The 19,216-nt window shown below is 42.6% G+C and carries 12 protein-coding genes and 1 riboswitch; all 12 genes read right to left on the bottom strand.

From position 1 onward, the window contains the following. Positions 1 to 83: 83 nt before the first annotated feature. Positions 84 to 869, bottom strand: coding sequence for a precorrin-6A reductase (gene cobK / locus ACIZ62_RS14595; RefSeq protein ID WP_111889229.1), 786 nt, complete (start codon positions 867 to 869; stop codon positions 84 to 86). Between the two features lie 114 nt (positions 870 to 983). Then, a riboswitch (cobalamin riboswitch) is annotated at positions 984 to 1,179 on the bottom strand. A gap of 242 nt (positions 1,180 to 1,421) precedes the next feature. Beyond that, entirely contained in the window at positions 1,422 to 2,843 is a 1,422-nt protein-coding gene (locus ACIZ62_RS14600) for an alanine/glycine:cation symporter family protein (RefSeq protein WP_414150471.1), read from the bottom strand. 118 nt (positions 2,844 to 2,961) lie between these two features. Further along, positions 2,962 to 3,090, bottom strand: coding sequence for a peptide-methionine (R)-S-oxide reductase (locus ACIZ62_RS14605; RefSeq protein WP_414150472.1), 129 nt, complete (start codon positions 3,088 to 3,090; stop codon positions 2,962 to 2,964). Between the two features lie 180 nt (positions 3,091 to 3,270). Then, complete coding sequence (locus ACIZ62_RS14610) at positions 3,271 to 3,393, bottom strand: hypothetical protein (RefSeq protein WP_256372197.1); 123 nt, start codon at positions 3,391 to 3,393, stop codon at positions 3,271 to 3,273. A gap of 93 nt (positions 3,394 to 3,486) precedes the next feature. After that, positions 3,487 to 10,788 (bottom strand): amino acid adenylation domain-containing protein, encoded by a 7,302-nt coding sequence (locus ACIZ62_RS14615; protein WP_414150473.1) that lies wholly within the window; start codon positions 10,786 to 10,788, stop codon positions 3,487 to 3,489. Positions 10,789 to 10,809: 21 nt separating this feature from the next. Next, the gene (locus ACIZ62_RS14620) at positions 10,810 to 12,579 is read right to left on the bottom strand and encodes an MATE family efflux transporter (protein ID WP_111889224.1); all 1,770 of its coding nucleotides are present in this window, start codon (positions 12,577 to 12,579) and stop codon (positions 10,810 to 10,812) included. A 79-nt stretch (positions 12,580 to 12,658) separates the two neighbouring features. Next, positions 12,659 to 13,270, bottom strand: coding sequence for a 4'-phosphopantetheinyl transferase family protein (locus ACIZ62_RS14625; protein ID WP_111889223.1), 612 nt, complete (start codon positions 13,268 to 13,270; stop codon positions 12,659 to 12,661). Between the two features lie 164 nt (positions 13,271 to 13,434). Beyond that, on the bottom strand, positions 13,435 to 13,920 hold the full coding sequence (locus ACIZ62_RS14630; protein WP_111889222.1) for a ferritin-like domain-containing protein: 486 nt from the start codon (positions 13,918 to 13,920) through the stop codon (positions 13,435 to 13,437). A gap of 50 nt (positions 13,921 to 13,970) precedes the next feature. Beyond that, positions 13,971 to 14,414: a peptide-methionine (R)-S-oxide reductase MsrB gene (msrB, locus tag ACIZ62_RS14635; RefSeq protein WP_111889221.1), complete on the bottom strand. Its 444-nt coding sequence runs from the start codon at positions 14,412 to 14,414 to the stop codon at positions 13,971 to 13,973. Positions 14,415 to 14,472: 58 nt separating this feature from the next. Next, entirely contained in the window at positions 14,473 to 16,533 is a 2,061-nt protein-coding gene (locus ACIZ62_RS14640; protein WP_414150474.1) for a thioredoxin domain-containing protein, read from the bottom strand. A 71-nt stretch (positions 16,534 to 16,604) separates the two neighbouring features. Further along, the gene (locus ACIZ62_RS14645; RefSeq protein WP_414150475.1) at positions 16,605 to 18,290 is read right to left on the bottom strand and encodes a putative ABC transporter permease subunit; all 1,686 of its coding nucleotides are present in this window, start codon (positions 18,288 to 18,290) and stop codon (positions 16,605 to 16,607) included. Further along, a complete protein-coding gene (locus ACIZ62_RS14650; RefSeq protein WP_111889218.1) occupies positions 18,290 to 19,012 on the bottom strand; it encodes an ABC transporter ATP-binding protein in 723 nt (240 codons plus the stop codon). The genes ACIZ62_RS14645 and ACIZ62_RS14650 overlap by 1 nt, the downstream gene beginning before the upstream one ends. Positions 19,013 to 19,216 lie beyond the last annotated feature (204 nt).

Below are 19,216 nucleotides of genomic sequence, written 5' to 3' on the forward strand. Positions count from 1 at the left end.
ACCGGTTTTTACAACACTGATCCATTTATCTAAACTTTTTTCCACATGAAGCCTACCCTTCTATTGTTTGCTTGTCTTGACGCTTACTGATTCAACTGACCATGGCAAATTTTTCCCACACCTTTCATCAACTCTTCAATTGAAGAGAATTTATTGCTGCAGTTTTCTTCAATCCGGTCGACCAGAATAATTTTCATCCCCAGTTTTTTAGCGGCTTTGATTTTGTCCACTACGCCACCCATGTTGCCACTTTCCTTGGTTACCAGGACCGACGCCTTACAATATTTAAATAATTCAATATTTAACGCTTCATTATAGGGGCCCTTAATGGCAATGATATTTCTGGGGTTAAATCCCAGACTTTCGCATTTACTTAAAACTTTCCAGTCTGGAAGCACGCGCAGATAAATCCTTTTCGAGAAGTCGGGAATCCTTTTGAATGTTTCAATCTTATTACTCCCAAGCGTAAGTAAAATATTGCCTTCGCAGTTTTCCAGAACATCACAGGCTTCTCCGTAGTTCTTAACGATGGTAATGTCCGGGTCATCCTCATATCTGATCCGCTCCCGTTCATAACGAAGATAGGGCAGGGCTTCGAATTTGCAGACATTGATGGCGTTTCTTGTTATTTCTGTTGAAAATGGATTGGAGGCGTCAATTAAACAGGCCGGTTTAAGCTTTCTAATCAACTGGGTAATGTAATCTTTGTTCAGTTTACCCTGATAAATATCCAGATTATTAAACTCATCCAACATACCAGCTCCCAATCGCGAAGTAACCGTCACTGCCGTATCCTGTTTTTTTTCTAGTAGTCTTTCAATCACTGTCTTTGCGTCGGTTGTCCCGGCTATTACGAGTACTTTTGACATTAATTCTCCATCCTATTTCTTACTTTTTTGCACCAAAAAACCTCATTATCTCTAAACAAGACAATGAGGTCGCAAAAATGCGTACAAAAATAAACCTCCTCCATCTCTCGTAGAGTTTGAGATACACAAACAGGCAGGTCTTCTGGCTTGAGCGTCAGCATTACCTCCTGCCTTCCCAACTAAGTGGTGGCATTCCTGGAGGAACTCTTCTCTTACAGCGGCGGGACCGCGGGGGATTTTCACCCCTCTTCCCTTTTCACCGGCTTATAATACATGGATTACAGCCGACACCTGTTTATCTTATTAAATTCTTATTCTTTTTTTAAGTCTCTTGTACTATATCAAAAAATAGTAATTTTGTCACGGATTTTTTTGTCGGATTTTTTATAACTTGAAAAGTTCCGTTCTTAAACCCAGCTCGACTAATGACAGACCGGCGATGGAAGTCACATCGGTTTCATCAGGATCCACCAGCACGATGGCTTCTGAATCGATGGTATCAATGGTTTTTAAATCATCAGTCAGACCAACACCCGTTTTCTTTACTTTAGTTTATTTATTTTTCAAAGCTTTGCGTGCCAGTCTTGCTGGTGTGATGATGCGATCTTGATAATCAAAGCACTCTTTGGCAATAACATTACTCAAAAGCAACAGGCAAATGAGATTTGGAATGGCCATGAGGCCGTTCATGGTATCCGAGATATCCCAGACGATTTCCAAAGCAATGGTTGAACCGATAAAGGTAACCAGACAGTAAACAAATCGATAGATCTTAGTTGCTATGGGCGCTCTGATAAGATATTCCAGGGATTTTTCGCCATAATATTCCCAACCCAAAATAGTTGAAAAAGCAAATAGCATAATACCAATGGTTATAATCCATCCTCCGGCAGGTCCTAATGCAGATTGAAATGCCATAATAGTGAGATTCACACCGGTTACCAAATTTCCAGAGGCATCCACACTGCCTAATGCACCGGAAGAGGCAATGACTATGCCGGTAATACTGCAGGTTACCAGGGTATCAAAAAAGGTGCCGGTCATATTGATATAGCCCTGTCGTGAAGGATAGTCGGTTACTGCAGCCGCTGCGGCGATGGGTGCGGAGCCCAGGCCCGCCTCATTGGAAAAAACCCCCCGGGCAACGCCCCAACGCATCGCGGTTAACATACTGGCAATAATCGTTCCACCGACACCACCGGCAATGGCAGTGGGAGAAAAAGCCATCGTAAAGATTTCAGCTATGCCGGCTGGGACATTTTCATAATTAATGATAATGACGGTTAATGCGGCGATAAAATACAAAACAGCCATAAACGGTACAATTATGCCGCAAACCTTTCCGATACTTTTAATCCCGCCAAGAAGCACAGTGATCGCCAGACCTGTAATGATGAGTCCGGTAATCCAGGTTGGCACCCCAAAGGTTCCATAAACCGCATTTGAGATGGAGTTGGCCTGGGTCATGTTGCCGATACCAAAAGAAGCGGCCACTGCAAAGACTGAAAATAAAACGGCCATTGTGGATCCCAGCCATTTAATTTTAATGCCATTTTTCATGGCATACATGGGCCCTCCGGACATTTCGCCCTGTTCGTTGGTTTCCCGATATTTTATGGCCAGTACACTTTCACCATATTTGGTGGAAAGACCAAACAGGGCACTGATCCACATCCATACCAGGGCACCAGGACCTCCCAGTACCATGGCCGTTGCCACACCGACGATATTTCCTGTACCGATGGTGGCGGCCAAAGATGTCATTAACGATTGAAAAGGGGAAATATCCCCACGTTTTTTCTTCTTCGTTTTCTCGGTTTTTACAAAAATTGATTTCAAAGCATAACCAAGGTTACGCCATGGCAAAAACTTTAACCGAATGGTTAAAAAGATTCCTGTTCCTACTAAAAGCATTAGCATAACAGGTCCCCAAACTAAATTGTTGATCGCTGTAACTATTTCCGAAAAGTTCATGTATTCCTCCTGAATTTTTAAAGCAACTTAAATATCGTAGCATAGTTAGTCGGTTTATGCCAAGAGACTCAAGGTAATGCTAGCGCTAAAAGGTAGGCTTCTTTAATACTAATCGAAACTATTCAAAACATACGTTTCCATAATAAAGCGGCTCCCCAGTGCTGATAATCACATAAAGCCCCTTTCGATATTCGTTATAGTACTCATTTTGAAACGGCGATTCAGTGGCTTTTTTCTGGGTCACCACATATTGATCCGGTGACAGTGTTTTAATATGGTATGCGGATCCTTTTTTTGATATTTCATCGTGATTCCTACCTTTCCTGCAACTGTTTTATTATTACCCTATCTTTCCGAGTGCTAATCAGTCTTCAATAATATTAAGAAAGGCTTCAAGACCATTCACTGGCTGTTCAAGCGGTTATTTCTACAGATATAGGCTGTCCGGTTCGCCGTGAATCATCTGCTGATTGACGGCAAACTCATTGATCTTTTTCAGATCTGTTTCGCATTTATTGATTTCAACCGACGCCTGCTTATCACTATTCAATTTTTATTAAATCCTAAATCTCATTGTGGTATATCGAACAAATGTAATTTTATCACGAATTTTTTTGTGCATTACATCCTCATCCTGAACGCTTTATTTTTGACCAATCTCGAAAAATCCAAGTCCATCAATAGCGGCTATCATCTTATGAAGATAATCATCACTGGTAATCGGCCATTTATATCCTTTACGGAAAAGCATATTAGTGGTAAACCGTTGTTCACTGCCCAGATAAGCAATCTGCTGGTGCGAGCCGGTATCGGTGTAGGCAATGATCCCCGATAAATAACGGGTCAGGCGGTCATCATTCATCGCTGTTTCCAATCGTTTCTGGAACTCTTTTTCGCTGATGATCGCAATCTCAAATCCGTAGCGCCCCATCGCGGCAATCACATCAGCCATTGTGATATGATGATTATTGTAGGGATGGAAGACCCTGAAATGGTCAGCCGTTTCGCTGAGCTTAAGGATAGCCGCCGCGGTGGAATCGATTGGGGCAAATTCCACGGATGCTTCCAGACCAGAAAATGGAAAGGCCCCAATCAGTTTATAAGCTTTCAGTTTACCCATAAAGGCATTGGAATTAAAATTGATCTGGAATTCTCCGTCAGAATTCCGGGCCATCAGATTTCCAACCCGCATAATTTTCGCTTTCAATCCCTGATTTACGGCCTCCAGAATATATCGCTCGGCCGTAAATTTACTATTTGCATACTTATTGTCGAGATCCTGACCGATAAAAAGATTGTTTTCTGACAGCTTGGTATCTACCGGCGGCTGACTGTCAATACTGGTACCCGCAATGCTATGGGTAGAAATCTGAATCAGCCGAGCTTCTTGGGCCATACAATAATCAATCAGCAGCTGAACCCCACCCACATTAATATTTTCAATTTCTGTTCCAGCGGCAAAATGCTTCACATTAGCCGCACAATTGATCACAGTATCGACGTTAATCGCATTTAAGCAATTCAGAAAAGTACTGTCGGTAATTTCTCCTTCGACAATCTGAATGCGATTTCCGAAGAACTCAGCATAATCCTTATTAAAGTAGAAGACCAGCATGTTTTTCAAGCGCTTCTCACCACTTAAGGAACCCTTCGGACGCACGACACAATAAGCCGTGCCAGGATAATTCTCGATAAAGTTCTCCAGAATATGAACTCCGAGGTATCCAGTGGCGCCGGTCAGCAAAATATTCCCCACGCACTCACCCGCGACATGCTCGGCTTTTCGCAGTTCATCCATGGTATTAAATTGTAACACCCGATTAATCTCATTGTAGTTATAATTTCGGACTTCCTGTTGCCGACAACCGCCCTGAAGTGGGACGTGTCCCTCATTTTTCATAAATTCAGCCATTTCCCCAGGGGTCTGATATTTAAAAATATTGGCATAACTGATTTTAACGCCACGTTTTTCCGCCTTAATGGTTAGTTTTGTTGCCATCAGTGAAGTCCCACCAATTTCAAAGAAATTGTCATTAGTCCCAATCGGTTTAATCCCCAGGGTTTCTTCAAATGCTTCGCAAATTTTCTTTTCAAGATCAGACTCCGGCTTCACATAATCGCCAGTTTTGGTTAGCTCCGGTTGCGGCAACGCCTTCATATCGATCTTGCCATTTTGATTCATGACAAATTGTTCCAACTGCGTGAAATAGGTGGGTACCATGTATTTAGTCAGTTTTTTCTTTAAATGTTTGGCTAGCTGATCAGGATTAATCCATTTCCCAGCCGTATAATAGGCACAGAGATATTCTACCCCATTGATTTCCTGAATGGTTACCACTCCCTGGGATATACCCGGATAGCGACTGATCAGGGCTTCAATTTCACCCAGTTCAATCCGCAGCCCACGCAGTTTTATTTGATGATCCATCCGTCCCAGCACTGCCACTTCACCATTTTCAGTCCACTTCGCATAGTCTCCGGTTTTATATACCCGTTCATTATTAAAGCTGATAAATTGTTTGGCTGTAAGTTCCGGATTATTTAGATACCCCCGGCCAACTCCTTTACCGCCAACTAGCAATTCGCCAACGACCCCAATGGGCAGCAGGTTGCCATCCGGGTCACAAATATATTCCCGGACATTAGCTAGCGGCGCTCCGATGGTGATCTGGTCGTTTTCCAAATGTCTGGCATTTGAAGAGATGGTGATCTCCGTGGGCCCGTAGCTGTTGAATAAAACCGCATTGGTCAGACCTTTTAGGATATTATACAGGTTCGATGGGTATTTTTCACCGCCACAGATGATCAGACGGGCTGATCCCAAAACAGTTTTAAAAACTTCTGACTCCAAATAGGAAATCATCCGGGAAGGAGTTGCGGAAAACCCATCCGCCCCAGATTCCTTGAAAAAGGCCGCCAAATCATTGGGGTTATTCACCTGTTCTTCGTCAGCAAAGGCAATCGTGATACCATTGAGCAATGCTGTCATATTCTCTTTCAAAAATACATCAAAGGCCACAGTGGTAATCGATAATAAGGTCGACACATTGTTAACCAGTGCCTGAACAAAGTTATTATTGGGTATATTAGCCACATAATTGGCCAAACCTTCCTGTTCCAACATCACTCCCTTGGGTTTGCCGGTGGAACCCGATGTATAAATGAGGTAAACCAGATTATCCGGAGCAATGTCTATCTCTGGATTTTTATCGTCATTGCCTTTTAACAACTCATCAATATCCAGCGCCCGATCAAATCCTGCTGAGATATTTTCATTGCTGGTGATCAGATATTTGGCGGCACTATCAGCTAGAACCTCGGCAATCCGCTCACTCGGATATTCAGGATCAACAGGAATAAAAGCCGCTCCTGATTTGAGAATTCCAAAGAGGGCAATATGCAGGCGGCTGTCGCGATCCAATAAAAACGCAATCTTATCCTCCGGTTTGATGCCCTTTTTTATCAAAGCATTCGCGACCCGGTTTGACAAACGATTCAACTGATCAAAGCTCAGCCGACCATCTTTAGCAATTAAGGCCGTTCGCTCTGGATAACTTCGAGCCATTATTTCAAAGCGACGAACTGGAATTTTTTCATCCAACTGGGCCTCTGTCACGTTAAAACTTTTTAATTTAAGACGATCTACGGCCCCTAACATCGACAGTGATTTCACCGGCTGTTCACTATTACTAATCATCTGAGCCACTAGCTGTCTAATGCTTTCTGTCAGGCGCATCATCATTACCTGGGAATAAAGGCCCTGGTGATACTGCGTCTCAATCTCATAATCACATCCCCGCGAATTGATATGAATGGATAAGGAAAATTTCGGTTTCTGCTGTCCCATTTCGTTTATTTGTAAGGGTTCACCTGCTAGTGTTACGGCTTCCAGTACCCCGGCCTGATAAGCAAAGTTAATCGTCGGGGTCAAGTGGTGGGCTTCGGCAATTCTGGTAAAAGGATAAGCTTCGTGACTCATCGCTTCAAACAGCAGATTCTGAACCCGTTTTACAAAAGCTCCGACCGCTTCATCATTCTGTATCTCCAGACCGATGGGTAAGGTTTTAACCAGCATACCGATACTGCGACCGACCCGAACATCACCCCGCCCATTGGAAATAGTGGTAAACTGAACATCTGGATTTCGAGAATAACGATAGAGCGCCATAATCAGCCCACCCATAAACAGACCGCTGGGAGAAATTCCCTGACTTTTGCAGAAGTCATCAACCACCTTACCATCAACTACCAGCTTTTCTGACGCCAGCAGCGCTTCCCCTGAATGATTACGATCACCAGGTATCACGGTCATTTCCGGCTTGATGATCGCGTCAAAATAGGCTTGATCCGCTAGATAGTCTTTTGTTTGCTGATAATCAGCTTCTTTCAAAGCCAGATCAAAAGCCGTGTACGCTTCTTCCTCCAGTGGACTTCCATCATAAGCCGCTACCAGATCGGTCAGAAAAATCTGTAAGGATGCGCCATCAAAAATGATGTGATGGAAATCACAAAGCAGATAGATCTGTTTTGGCGTTTTTACGATAGTCACCCGATAAAGCGGCTCCCTGTATAGATCAAAAGGTTTAACAAACGCCGCCTTAATCTTTGGATATTCCGTTTCCGTGGATTCTATCAATAATACCTGGGGCTCGGCCTGATCATTACGTTTCTGCGTAACGCTACCATTTTCATCGACCAGATAAGTTTTTAAATAGCTGTGTCGATTGATCACCTTTCCGACTGCCTCCACCAGCGCTGCGGCACTAATCTGATTTGACAGCTTTATTTCCGAAGGGATATTGTATTGTAACGCCTGGGGGTCTTTCTGACACTCCAGATAAATTCCCAGCTGATTTTCAGTAAGTGGATAGCTTGGCTGTTTTTCGTAACTAACTACCTCTTTCTTAGTGGCCGAAGCTGAATTCGTTACCAGTTTTTCCAACTTTTCAATGGTTTTATTGCTAATAATGTCTGTCGTTTTTATTTCAATCCCGCAGATTTTATGAAGCTTAACCGACAAACGAATGGCCATCAACGAAGTAAAGCCAATGGTGAAAAGGTCGTCCGTGATCCCAAACTCGTCGGTTCCAACAATCTCGCTGATAACCACAAATATTTGCTGTTGCAATGCATTCTTTGGCAAAACAATCTCGCCCCGGGTAATCATCGGCTCTGGCAAAGCTTTTTTATTAAATTTACCATTGGGGGTCAGTGGCAACTGTTCCAATTGCATATAGGCGGTAGGAATCATAAAAGAGGTCAATTTTTCGGCCAAAAAGGCCTTTAATTCCGCCACATCCACTTCCGCTGGAGCCGTATAATAGGCGCAGAGGTGCTGCGTTCCGCCCAGTTCCTTTACATCGACGCAACAAGCGGTGATTCCCTCAAACTGAGCCATCCGGCTTTCGACTTCACCCAGCTCAATCCGCAGTCCCCGAAGCTTGACCTGACCGTCCATCCGGCCGATAAATTCAATTTCCCCATTTTCCAGCCATCGAACAAAATCCCCGGTACGGTAGATCCGTTGACCCTGCCATTTTATAAATTTTTCCCGCGTCAGTTCTTCTCGATTGAGATAACATCGTCCCACGCCGGCACCGCCCACACAAAGCTCACCGATGGCGCCAATGGGTAATACCTGAAGTTGCTCATCCAGGACAAAGAGTTGATAATTGCCAATCGGACCACCGATCAAAAGGCAATCCTTTTCGGTCTGGAATTTACGAACGGTCGAAAAGATCGTGCATTCGGTCGGTCCATAGGCATGGAACAAATCATAGTCTGGCAGCGAGATCGAGGGCAGTTTTTCACCACCAATAGTCAACGCCCGCAAGCTTTTATTATCAATTTCCTGAACAAACTGGCGCCCCAGTTGGGTTGTCATAAAAGCCAGGGTGACCTTGTTTTTTTCATAATATTCGTTGAGCGCAATAAAATCCAGTAGGATTTCCGATGGAATAATGCAGACGCCAGCGCCGGCGGTAAGATAGGGATAAAGATCCAGCATATGGGCATCAAAGCCAAAATTGGCATAAGCCCCACATCGGTCGGCGTCTGTAACCGCGTAGTAAGACTGGAACCATTTGCAGAAATTAGTCAGATTGCCATGCTCCAACACGCACCCCTTGGGCATTCCGGTAGATCCTGAGGTGTAAAGCACCACAAACTGATCCCCAGCTTCCGGCATTTCCAACGTGATCCTCTTATCATCTGCCAGATTTTCTAGCACTTCCGTTTTGATAACATGCCCGGCAAAGTCGGGGAGATGTTCTTCTGGCAGGTTGTTTTCGCTAAGAATCAGCTTGACATCGGCATCTGCCAACATATAGGCCAACCGGTCAGCAGGAAAGCTATAGTCCAACGGCATATAAGCAGCACCGGCTTTAAGCACCGCTAATGGATAAACAACCATCAGCTCACTGCGGTCAATCATAATTCCCACCACGGTTTCTTTATGAACCCCCATCTTTTTAAGATGTTTGGCTAGTTTTGTGGTTATCTCATCAACCTCTTTAAAAGTCAGGGTTTTGTCTTTAAAAACTACCGCCACTTGATCTGGTAATTTTGCCGCTTGGTTTCTAAACATTTCGACAATACTCTGAGCTTGATCCGAATAGACCTGATCATTCTGGTTAAAGTCCCTTAGCAAACGACTTTCTTCGCTGGCCGCGATCACTGGAATTTTAGCGCAGGAGATTTCCGGGTCATTAATAATTGCCACAATCATACTTTCCATGGCGGCGGCCATATTAAGAATCTGATTCTCACCAAAACAGGCGGTTTTGTAATCATAGGCTATCGCCTGAAGCCCCTGGCTATCGTCCTTTGCCAAATTTACCCGAATCGTAATCCCGGCAATCCCAGTATTCATCACTCCTGCAGTAACCGGATAAGGCATCGCTTTAGTGGCATTGGAAACAATGGCCACATTCATCAGTTTTTCGGATACCTCTGCCGGCTGATCTGTAAGGATTAAGTCAAAGGGATAGCGAGAATGGCTAAGACTTTTTTTCATGGACTCTTTTGAACTGATCAGAAACTTTGAAAAGGGGGTTTCGATTTCAAAATCGGTCATTACCGGTACCGTACTAACATACATCCCCAGCGAATGATTGATTTCATCATCATAAATCCGATTGCCAAAACCCATCGAAAGAACTGCTTTTCTGGCATTATTAAAGCGCGCAAAATAAAGACTTGAAAGGGCCAGCATAAAAACAAAGGGCGATACCGGCTTTTTAAAACTGTTTAAATAGCCATTCAGTTTCTGGGTCGTTTCCGGTTTCAGTTCTAAAATATGGCGTCTGGCAGCATTGCTATCAGTAACATTTATTCTTTGCGAAAGATCCCCAGCATCCTTTAATAGCTCCTGCCAATAAACCTTATCATCCTGACAATCCGGCGATTCCAGATAAGCCTTTTCAACCACTTGATATTTCATCGTGTTGGAATGGAGCTTAAACAGCTCTTTACCTGCTGTCAAGGTATCATAAAGCGAAATAATATAATCACAAAGAATATTAACACTGGTACCATCACAGATCGCATGGTGAAGCAGCAAATGAACCCTGGTTACATCGGCACCTTTAATAATCCCAAAGCGAAACAAAAATTGATTAAATACCTTACCAAAAGGATAAAGATCGAGCGTTTCCATGGATTTCGCTACTGCTTCGCTGGTTTTCTCCTTCCAATCATAAACACTTATCTGGGACAGATCCGCTTCGCTCACATATTGACTAATCTCACCATTGTCGTCCATATCAAAGCAAATATTCAGATCCTCGGTATTGAGTACCACATACTCTAAAACCTGTCTAAGCTGTTCTTCACTATCTGGGGGAAAGGAAATAATCATCGGTATATTGTTGATGGTGGTGTTTTCCACAAATAGTTCACTGTCTAAAATCCGCTTTTGCGGATGGCTGATGGGTTTACTTTTCATTTTGTTCCTCCGTTTTTCAATTTACATACTGATCATGGTATTGTTAAAGTTCAAAACATAGCTGTAACGAAAATCTGTCGCCATTTCATGTACTAACCGCAGCCCATAAGTTTTTTCGACTCCAAAATCATGAATATAGGCCACCGGATTAAACGGCCGGCCGTCATCTCTAAAGCGCAGGACCAGATCTGAATCAATAATGGACAACCGAATATCGATAACATTTTTTTCTTTTTCCTTAAATCCATAGCGGATGATGTTCACACTTAATTCTTCCACAATCACCCCGACATGGTTGGTTCGCTTGGCATCAATACCATTTTCCCGACAAAAATCCATCATTGTCTTGGAAATCCCGGTAGCATCAGTAAGTGAATTGGAAATCGTCACATCCATTAGACGTGTATTTGTTTTCTCGAGCAGCAAAATCGGGATTAAATCCTTTTGCGACCTTTTTTTGATAATCCCACCCGTTATTAATATTAAGGTTAAAACAATCATTTCATTTAAAACAAAGGCGATCCAGATTCCAACTTCTCCAAATTGTAATCCCAATAAAAAAACCAGTGGAAGTAAGACGAGATTATTCTCAAAAACGGTAATCATTGAGGCAAACCCGCGTCGATTGACCGTTTGATAATAACTGGTCAACAAAAAATTAATCCCGAAAAATGGTAACGAAAAGGCAAATATCCGGATGGCTGTCTGGATGGAAGTCATCATCGCCTCATCTCCTGAAATACCAAATAGTCCCGCCAGTTGCATGGGAAAAAGCAAAAATATAACCATGAGAACCCCACAGAGTATTGCAACCAGTGTCATCGCCGTTTTGATGATCACCTTTATACCGCCATAATCCTTTTCCCCGTATGTACACCCAACCACTGGCACAACCGTTTGAGCTGTTCCGCCAATAACAATACTCGCGGTGGAAATCATATTCAGACAAACTCCAAAAGTTGCCACACCAATAGGACCAATGCTAATAATCAAAAATGAATTGATCGCAAGATTTTTTATAAACCCCGTTATTCCAAACAAAGCTGATGGCAATCCGGTTAATAAAATATTTCCACAATTTCTGAGTTCAGACAGCTTCGGTTTAACGAACTTTAAATTTCGTTTTGAGGATAGTAAATAGATCAATACAAACATGGCCCCAACAAGATAACCGGTTACCGAAGCCCAGGCAGCCCCGCTAATCCCCATTTTAAAAACACCCATATAAATAAGATCACAGGTCAAATTGACGACATTTGCAATAATCAAGATATTTGCAGCCAGTTTAGGAAATGAGTCTGCGCGCATAAAATAAACAATCCCGGGAATAACAACCAATGCTGGGGCACCAAGGATTAACACCGAATAGTAATCTTTGACCAGTGGCATTAAGGTACTTCCGCCACTTAAAATCTGGCTGATCTGATTTGAAAAAACAAAACCTGTTATTCCCAAAAATCCTGAAATCAGCAACAGTCCAAGCACCGATAAGGTAAAATTCAAATTGGCGCCTTCGTGATCCATCCGTCCTTTACAATGGGCTACAACAGTGGAGCCCCCCACTCCAATCAGCGCATATATTGCATAAAATAGAAATACAATGGGAATACAGATGTTTACCGCCGCAAAAGCTTCTGTTCCCAAAATATTTCCAACAATAATTCCATCTACAATCATGCCCAGGGACAATGCCACATTCATCATAATTGTCGGCAGCAGATAGGAGAAAAACTTCCGCTGTAACAAAACGCCTGAGCGCTCAAATATCGGTTCTGAATTCTCGTTTATCATCAATTATCTCCTTTTAATTTTTTCAATACGCATCTAATACTTTGTGATCGATTTCAAGCGACTAATTTTCATGTTATTATTATGCTCTGAAAATCTCGCTTCTTAAACCCAGCTGAACTAACGACATACCGGCGATCGAAAACACATAGGCTTCAGCCGGGTCCACCAGTACAATGGCTTCCGAATCAACGGTATCGATCGTTTTTAAATGATCGCTCAGTCCAATTCCTGTTTTTTTTAGCAGACTTTCCTTTTTTGTCCAGATTTTTGTAAAGGTCAGCGCTTTGTTATCACTTTCATTAATTAGTTTCAGTTCATTTTCATTACAAACATGTCCGGCAAGTTCCGGATCATAGTTTTCAACTGTTTCAACGTCGACCCCGACCGCTGAGTGATGCACGGCGCAGATAACCCCTTTTTTACAATGGCTAATATTGAAATGGATCTGGGGATAATCGATTAGAAATGGTTTGCCCCGCTCGGAATAACTGAACTGTATTGCCCCCGAAACACCATACTCGCTTTTTATCCCATAGTTTAATAAAACATATCCCAATACCGAAAGCTTTTGGTCAATTTTCTGACGATAAGCTGTTGCCTTGTTTTGACGTTCGGCAGGAAGTAACCTCAAACTACTTCTAAAAAGATCATCTGAAAATTCGTCTATCCGATCAAATATATAAACCGCCATTGATTACCTTCCCCTTTTTATTTGCAATAGCACCATTGTAACAAACTTTTCATTTGTTTACAATTTCTTTCACAAAAAGGGATTAAACTGTCTTGAAAAAGACAGTTTAATCCCTTTTTATGGAATTTTCACTTTAGCCTAAAAGCAATCTATTACAACGTGTTTTAATATTCTTCCCGGATTCCAAATTCAGCGTCTTCCACCCATTCCTCTGGACGTTCAACCAGGGTAATCAGGTTAGCAAAAATATTATAATGATTTTCTTCCTGCTTAACCAGATAGCCAAATAATTTTTTTATCTGTGCCTCTGTCGATTCTTCGAATAATTTTTCATACAGTTCAATACTGTCTTTTTCCATTTGTAGCGCCATTCGGTAAGCATCCAATTGCTTGGGTATTTCTTTGAATCTTTTTTTAAAATCACCCTTATTTTTAAAGACGTTGTCAGTATTCGCGAGTGCTTCATTGTCACCTAATTCATAATTTACTTTGTCGAGCTCTTTTTTTAGTAGTGCCGCATGATCTTTTTCATCATCGGCCAATAATAAAAATACGGCATTAAGTGAATTATCCTTATTCTCTTCTGCTAGTCCCCGATAATATTTTTCGCCATCATGTTCCATTTTTATTGCAAATTCAACTGTGTTCATCTTTTTTACCCCTTATTATTTATAGAATCGTCGCTTTCGCGATAAACCGATTAATCTACCAATTCCAAATAGTCGCCATACCCCTGAGCTTCCATTTCGTCTGCCGGAATAAAGCGCAACGATGCGCTATTGATGCAATACCGCAAGCCACCAGTTTCTTTGGGTCCATCGTCAAAAACATGACCCAGATGGGCATCGCCAGTGCTGCTGCGGACCTCGGTTCGTTTCATTCTCAAACTCGTATCACTTAATTCTTTGACCAGCTCCGGGTCGATCGGTTTAGAAAAGCTTGGCCAGCCACAGCCCGACTCAAACTTGTCACTCGATGAAAAAAGCGGCTCCCCAGTGGTGATATCCACATAAAGCCCTTTTCGATATTCGTTATGGTACTCATTTTGAAATGGCGGTTCTGTGGCATTTTTCTGAGTCACCGCATATTGATCCGGCGTTAACGTTTTTAATAAGGTGTCCTGATCTTTTTTTTTGTATTTCATCCTAGTTCCTACCTTTCCTACGACTATTCTATTACTACCCCATCTTTTGGGGTGTTAATCAGTCTTCAATAATTTTAAGAAAGGCTTCAAGATCACTGACTGGCTGCTCACAGCGATAGTCTTTGCAGATATAGGCGGTGGGTTCCCCATGAATCATCTGCTGATTGACGGCAAATTCATTGATCTTTTTTAGATCTGTTTCGCTTTTATTAAAAAGCACCACTGAAAAAGGCAAAAACTGCTTATTCAATCGGCGATTCATCTCCCGGATTGTGGTATCTTTTTCATAACCGGCAAAGACCACCTCAGTGGTTGGCTGTTCATGGAATAATTTTACGCAAAGCATCATGGTACTCGCCATCGGTGCCTGATTCAGGTTTCCGGCAAAATAGCTAAACATGCCATTGACAATATCGAGGTACCTTTGTTCTCCGGTTATTTTCCCGATTTTAAGCAAACAATAGGCCGCCAGCGCATTTCCCGATGGCTTGGCGTTATCATAGATTTCCTTGGGCCTGGCAATGAGCCTTTCAGCGTCATTTCCGTACTGAAAAAAACCCGCCGTTCCAAATTCATCGCCAAAGAGATTAATCATCTCCACTGCCCGAACAATCGCTTTTTCCAGATAATCGGTTTTAAAAGTGGCCTGATATAATTCCAGATAGCCCCAGATGACACTGGCATAATCATCCAGATAACCCAGAATTTTAGCCTCACCCTTGCGATAGCGGGCATAAAGTCGGCCGCTCAGCCGGGTCATGTTATTCTCTATAAATGCCATCGTCTCTTCGGCCTGTTTGATATAGACAGATTTGTTAAAAACCCGGCCCGCCATGGCCAGAGCGGCAATCATCAGGCCATTCCATGAGGTCAGGATCTTGTCATCCTTATGGGGATGAACCCGCTTTTCCCGCTGAGCAAACAGATCGGCGGTCATCTCATCGAGGGCTTTTTCAAGCTCTGGATTGGCTTCGATGAGATCAATGTCACAGTCAATCATATTGGCAATATTTTTGCCCTCAAAATTTCCTTTTGTCGTCATTGGATAAAATTTGAAAAAGACCTCGGCTCGCTTTTTGCCCAATATTTTTTCGACCTTATCCGTGGACCAGACATAAAACTTGCCTTCTTCCCCCTCAGAGTCGGCATCCTCGGCACAATAAAAAGCGCCTTCCGGTGATCGTAAATCCCGATTGACATAGGTGATCGTTTTCTGGGCAATTTTTTTATAGAGTTCATTACCCGTGGCCTGATAGGTTTCGGCATAAGCCATAATCAGTAAGGCATTATCATAGAGCATTTTTTCGAAATGAGGAACCAACCATTGTTCATCGGTTGAGTAGCGGGAAAAACCAAACCCGATATGATCAAAAATGCCACCCTTATACATCTGCTGCAGCGTTTTTTCCACCATCACCAGGGCATCCGGCTGTTTAAAGGCCTGATAGCAACGTAACAAATAGAACAGGTGATGGGGGGTGGGAAATTTAGGGGCCTTACCAAAACCACCATAACGATCATCAAAGCTTTCATCCAAAAAATCATAAGCATCGTAAAAAATGCTCTGCTTTAATTCCGGTTGTTCTTTTCGCATCTCCAGATCATTGAGCAGTCCTGTCATCTTATTCGCTGAATGGACAATGTCTTGATTGTTTTTTTGCCACTGACTGTCGATGCCGATGAGCACATCGATAATACCAGGATGCCCAAGCCGAGATTGCTTGGGCAAATAGGTGGTCACATAAAAGGGTTTTCGATCGGCGGTTAAAAAAACATTGAGGGGCCAGCCTCCCTGACCAGTACTGACCTGGGAAAAGGTCATATAAATCTGATCAATATCCGGCCGTTCTTCCCGGTCCACCTTAATGCTGATGAAATATTTGTTGAGAATTTCAGCTACTTCTTCATCCTCAAAGGATTCTTTTTCCATCACGTGACACCAGTGACAGGTGCTATAGCCAATCGACAAAAAAACAGGTTTATCTTGCCTTTTGGCCAAATTAAACGCCTCATCCGACCAAGGATACCAATTAACCGGATTATAGGCATGCTGTAATAAATAAGGACTCATTTCATGAACAAGTCGATTCGCTTTCTTTTGAACGTCGTCGAGAGCCATCTTCTTCAACTCCTTTATCGAATTAGTTATCACCCCTATTATGATTCTCAACCATTAACTTAGTCTTTAATCTACGCTTCAAAATTCATAAACTCCTGTTCCAGTCGCTTATTGATCACCTTAAAAAAAGCAACACTGATTGTGATACCAATTATGGTATAAAACGCATAACCGAGAAAGTCGTTGACAAAATATCCCAACAAAGCACTGACACCGATCAACAACCCGCTATAAGCCATGCCGACAAAAAGTGTGATAATCACATTCATATTGTTCTTAATGGCTTTCTGGGGATTATCCCAATTGAGCAGCGGGCGGTTCATATCCATGAATAAACCGAATAATAAAATCGGTAATGATCCCAGAATTCCCAGGATAACCGTTAACAGCAGCGTCGACATGGCTAAGGGAAAAAAGAATTGAATCGCGATGATTGTAAACACAATTCCCAGACTCTGAATCAGCAGCGCTACACCAGTTCGTCCAACGATCTGATCGTTGGCTGTCACTGGAATCATCCGGGTAAGCCAGGACGCCTTGCCTTCCCGAGAAAAGGTGGTCGCTGTGGTGGCTGTGGTGCCTCCAAAAAAAATAAAAAAGGCGATCAGTATATAATTAATCAATATCGGCATCTCTCTGAAAAATTCCTGCATTCCCTGTAAATCTTCCGCGGGTATCTCGATAAAATAAAAGCTAAGGAGAACACAAAGCGGGGCAATGATCACCACGCTGACATTATTAAAAAAGTAAACCGGCGTCCGCAACAACAGTCGCAAATCCATCGTAAACACCGCCATCGCCCCATGGCTCTTTTTACCAAGGGCTTTGCTTCGCTGGGCGCCGCTTAGCTTCCTGCTCTTTTTCATAATCTTTCCGCTGACAATACTCTTAATATAAACCCGTTCGCCAATCGCTACCATCAGGGCGCAGGATAACGAGGTAATCACCAACAGCGCGCCCACCCAGGGAAAGGACATCAGCGTAATTTTATTCAGCGCCCAGGCCATTAAAAAGCTGGTCGGCAGAATATAGCCAATCGTGTTTAAAAGCCCCTCGTTGCTGGTCAGCATCCCATTGATTAGCTGTTGAAAATCAACCTCATCACCACTGCCAAGTTGGCTGGTAAACCAGAACTGCACTCCAAAAATAAGGGCAATCCCTAAAAATACAAAAACAATCTGTAGCATATCTTTACGACCTTTAATGGACGCCGATTGCATCACCAGCATAACCAGAGCAGTCACCATTGAAAGTGGCAACACTGGAATGGTTAAAAATACCAAAAATGATAGTAGCAGATAAATCAGCCCCATTCCCTGGCCGATCCCGTAAATGATCAGAATGGGCAGAAAAACAAAGCCTGCAAAAGCATACTCAAACACCAGGATACTAAGAAATTTAGCGAAAATCAGCTTTCGCGGGCTGATCGGCAGTGGGATCAGCTCTTCCATGTTATCGGAGAAATAAAACTCCGAAAGAATATACATAATTCCAAAAACGAGAATCAGCACCGTTGCCATGATGTAGCCGACACTCAAAAAAACTGAAGTCTGATCAATCATTGAAAGCCCAATATAGGTGGCCGTCATCAACGAGATAAACATAAAATATGCCGGTATCAAGGCCACTGGAACAATAATCAGGGTAAAGAGTTGTTTATAGAATTCCTTTTTATTGTATTTCTGATTATAAAAAAACAACGATATCCCCAAGGATTCATTAATAAAAAGTCTGGTCAAACTGATAATTTCTTTCATTATTCTGTCAACTCCAGGAAAATATTTTCAAGTGATTCCTGGCTCCCGGCTTTTTCACGAATTTCGGCCATGGTTCCCACCTCAATGATCTTTCCCTTTTTAATTATGGCAATCCGGTCACAGATTTTTTCGGCCACATCCAGTACATGGGTGGAAAAGAAAACCGATCGTCCGCTATCGCAATGATCACGCATGATTTTTTTTAGTTCAAAAGACGCCTTCGGATCAAGACCGACCATCGGCTCGTCCAGTATAAAGAGCTGGGGATTATGAATGAGTGCCCCCACCAATGCCAGTTTCTGCTTCATCCCATGGGAAAAGGATCCAATCGGATCGTTGACGGCATCCTTGATTTCAAAAATATCCAGATATTTCTCGATCCGTTCCTGTCTTTCGGTAGCGGCTACCTGAAACACATCGGCCATGAATTTTAAATATTCGATACCTTTAATCTTTTCAAACAGTTCTGGGGTATCCGGGACATAGCTGAATTGTTTTTTTGCGTTCAAGATGTCTTTCTGATTATCAATCCCATTGATCGTTATTTTACCGCCATTGGGGGCCAGCAAGCTGACAATCATTTTAATGGTGGTCGTTTTTCCAGCACCGTTAGGCCCCACAAATCCGAAAATTTCGCCGGGATGCACTTCAAAGCTGATGTTATCAACTGCTTTCTCATTCTTATTTCCATAGGTCTTTGAAACCTGTTCAAGTTTTAACATAGTCACTCCTTATTTCTTTTTTTGATCTAGTTTATTTTAACACAACTCTGGCCTTTTACGATGGTAAAATTTAATATTGTTTTTAGAAATAAGGCATACAATAGAGAAAATAGACTATCGGCATTAAAAAAAGTAACTGGTCCGCGGCGATATGCGTAAAGATCGCATCAATGATCACTTATTTTTTAGAACTGCCTCAACCCT

This window comes from Acetobacterium carbinolicum, from assembly GCF_047456275.1.
GTDB lineage: Bacteria > Bacillota > Clostridia > Eubacteriales > Eubacteriaceae > Acetobacterium > Acetobacterium carbinolicum.

Bases quoted from the DNA above. Each gene is read 5' to 3' on its own strand.
- cobK (WP_111889229.1), bottom strand. From the start codon at position 869: ATGTCAAAAGTACTCGTAATAGCCGGGACAACCGACGCAAAGACAGTG.
- ACIZ62_RS14600 (WP_414150471.1), bottom strand. From the start codon at position 2,843: ATGAACTTTTCGGAAATAGTTACAGCGATCAACAATTTAGTTTGGGGA.
- ACIZ62_RS14615 (WP_414150473.1), bottom strand. From the start codon at position 10,788: ATGAAAAGTAAACCCATCAGCCATCCGCAAAAGCGGATTTTAGACAGT.
- ACIZ62_RS14620 (WP_111889224.1), bottom strand. From the start codon at position 12,579: ATGATAAACGAGAATTCAGAACCGATATTTGAGCGCTCAGGCGTTTTG.
- ACIZ62_RS14625 (WP_111889223.1), bottom strand. From the start codon at position 13,270: ATGGCGGTTTATATATTTGATCGGATAGACGAATTTTCAGATGATCTT.
- ACIZ62_RS14630 (WP_111889222.1), bottom strand. From the start codon at position 13,920: ATGAACACAGTTGAATTTGCAATAAAAATGGAACATGATGGCGAAAAA.
- msrB (WP_111889221.1), bottom strand. From the start codon at position 14,414: ATGAAATACAAAAAAAAAGATCAGGACACCTTATTAAAAACGTTAACG.
- ACIZ62_RS14640 (WP_414150474.1), bottom strand. From the start codon at position 16,533: ATGGCTCTCGACGACGTTCAAAAGAAAGCGAATCGACTTGTTCATGAA.
- ACIZ62_RS14645 (WP_414150475.1), bottom strand. From the start codon at position 18,290: ATGAAAGAAATTATCAGTTTGACCAGACTTTTTATTAATGAATCCTTG.
- ACIZ62_RS14650 (WP_111889218.1), bottom strand. From the start codon at position 19,012: ATGTTAAAACTTGAACAGGTTTCAAAGACCTATGGAAATAAGAATGAG.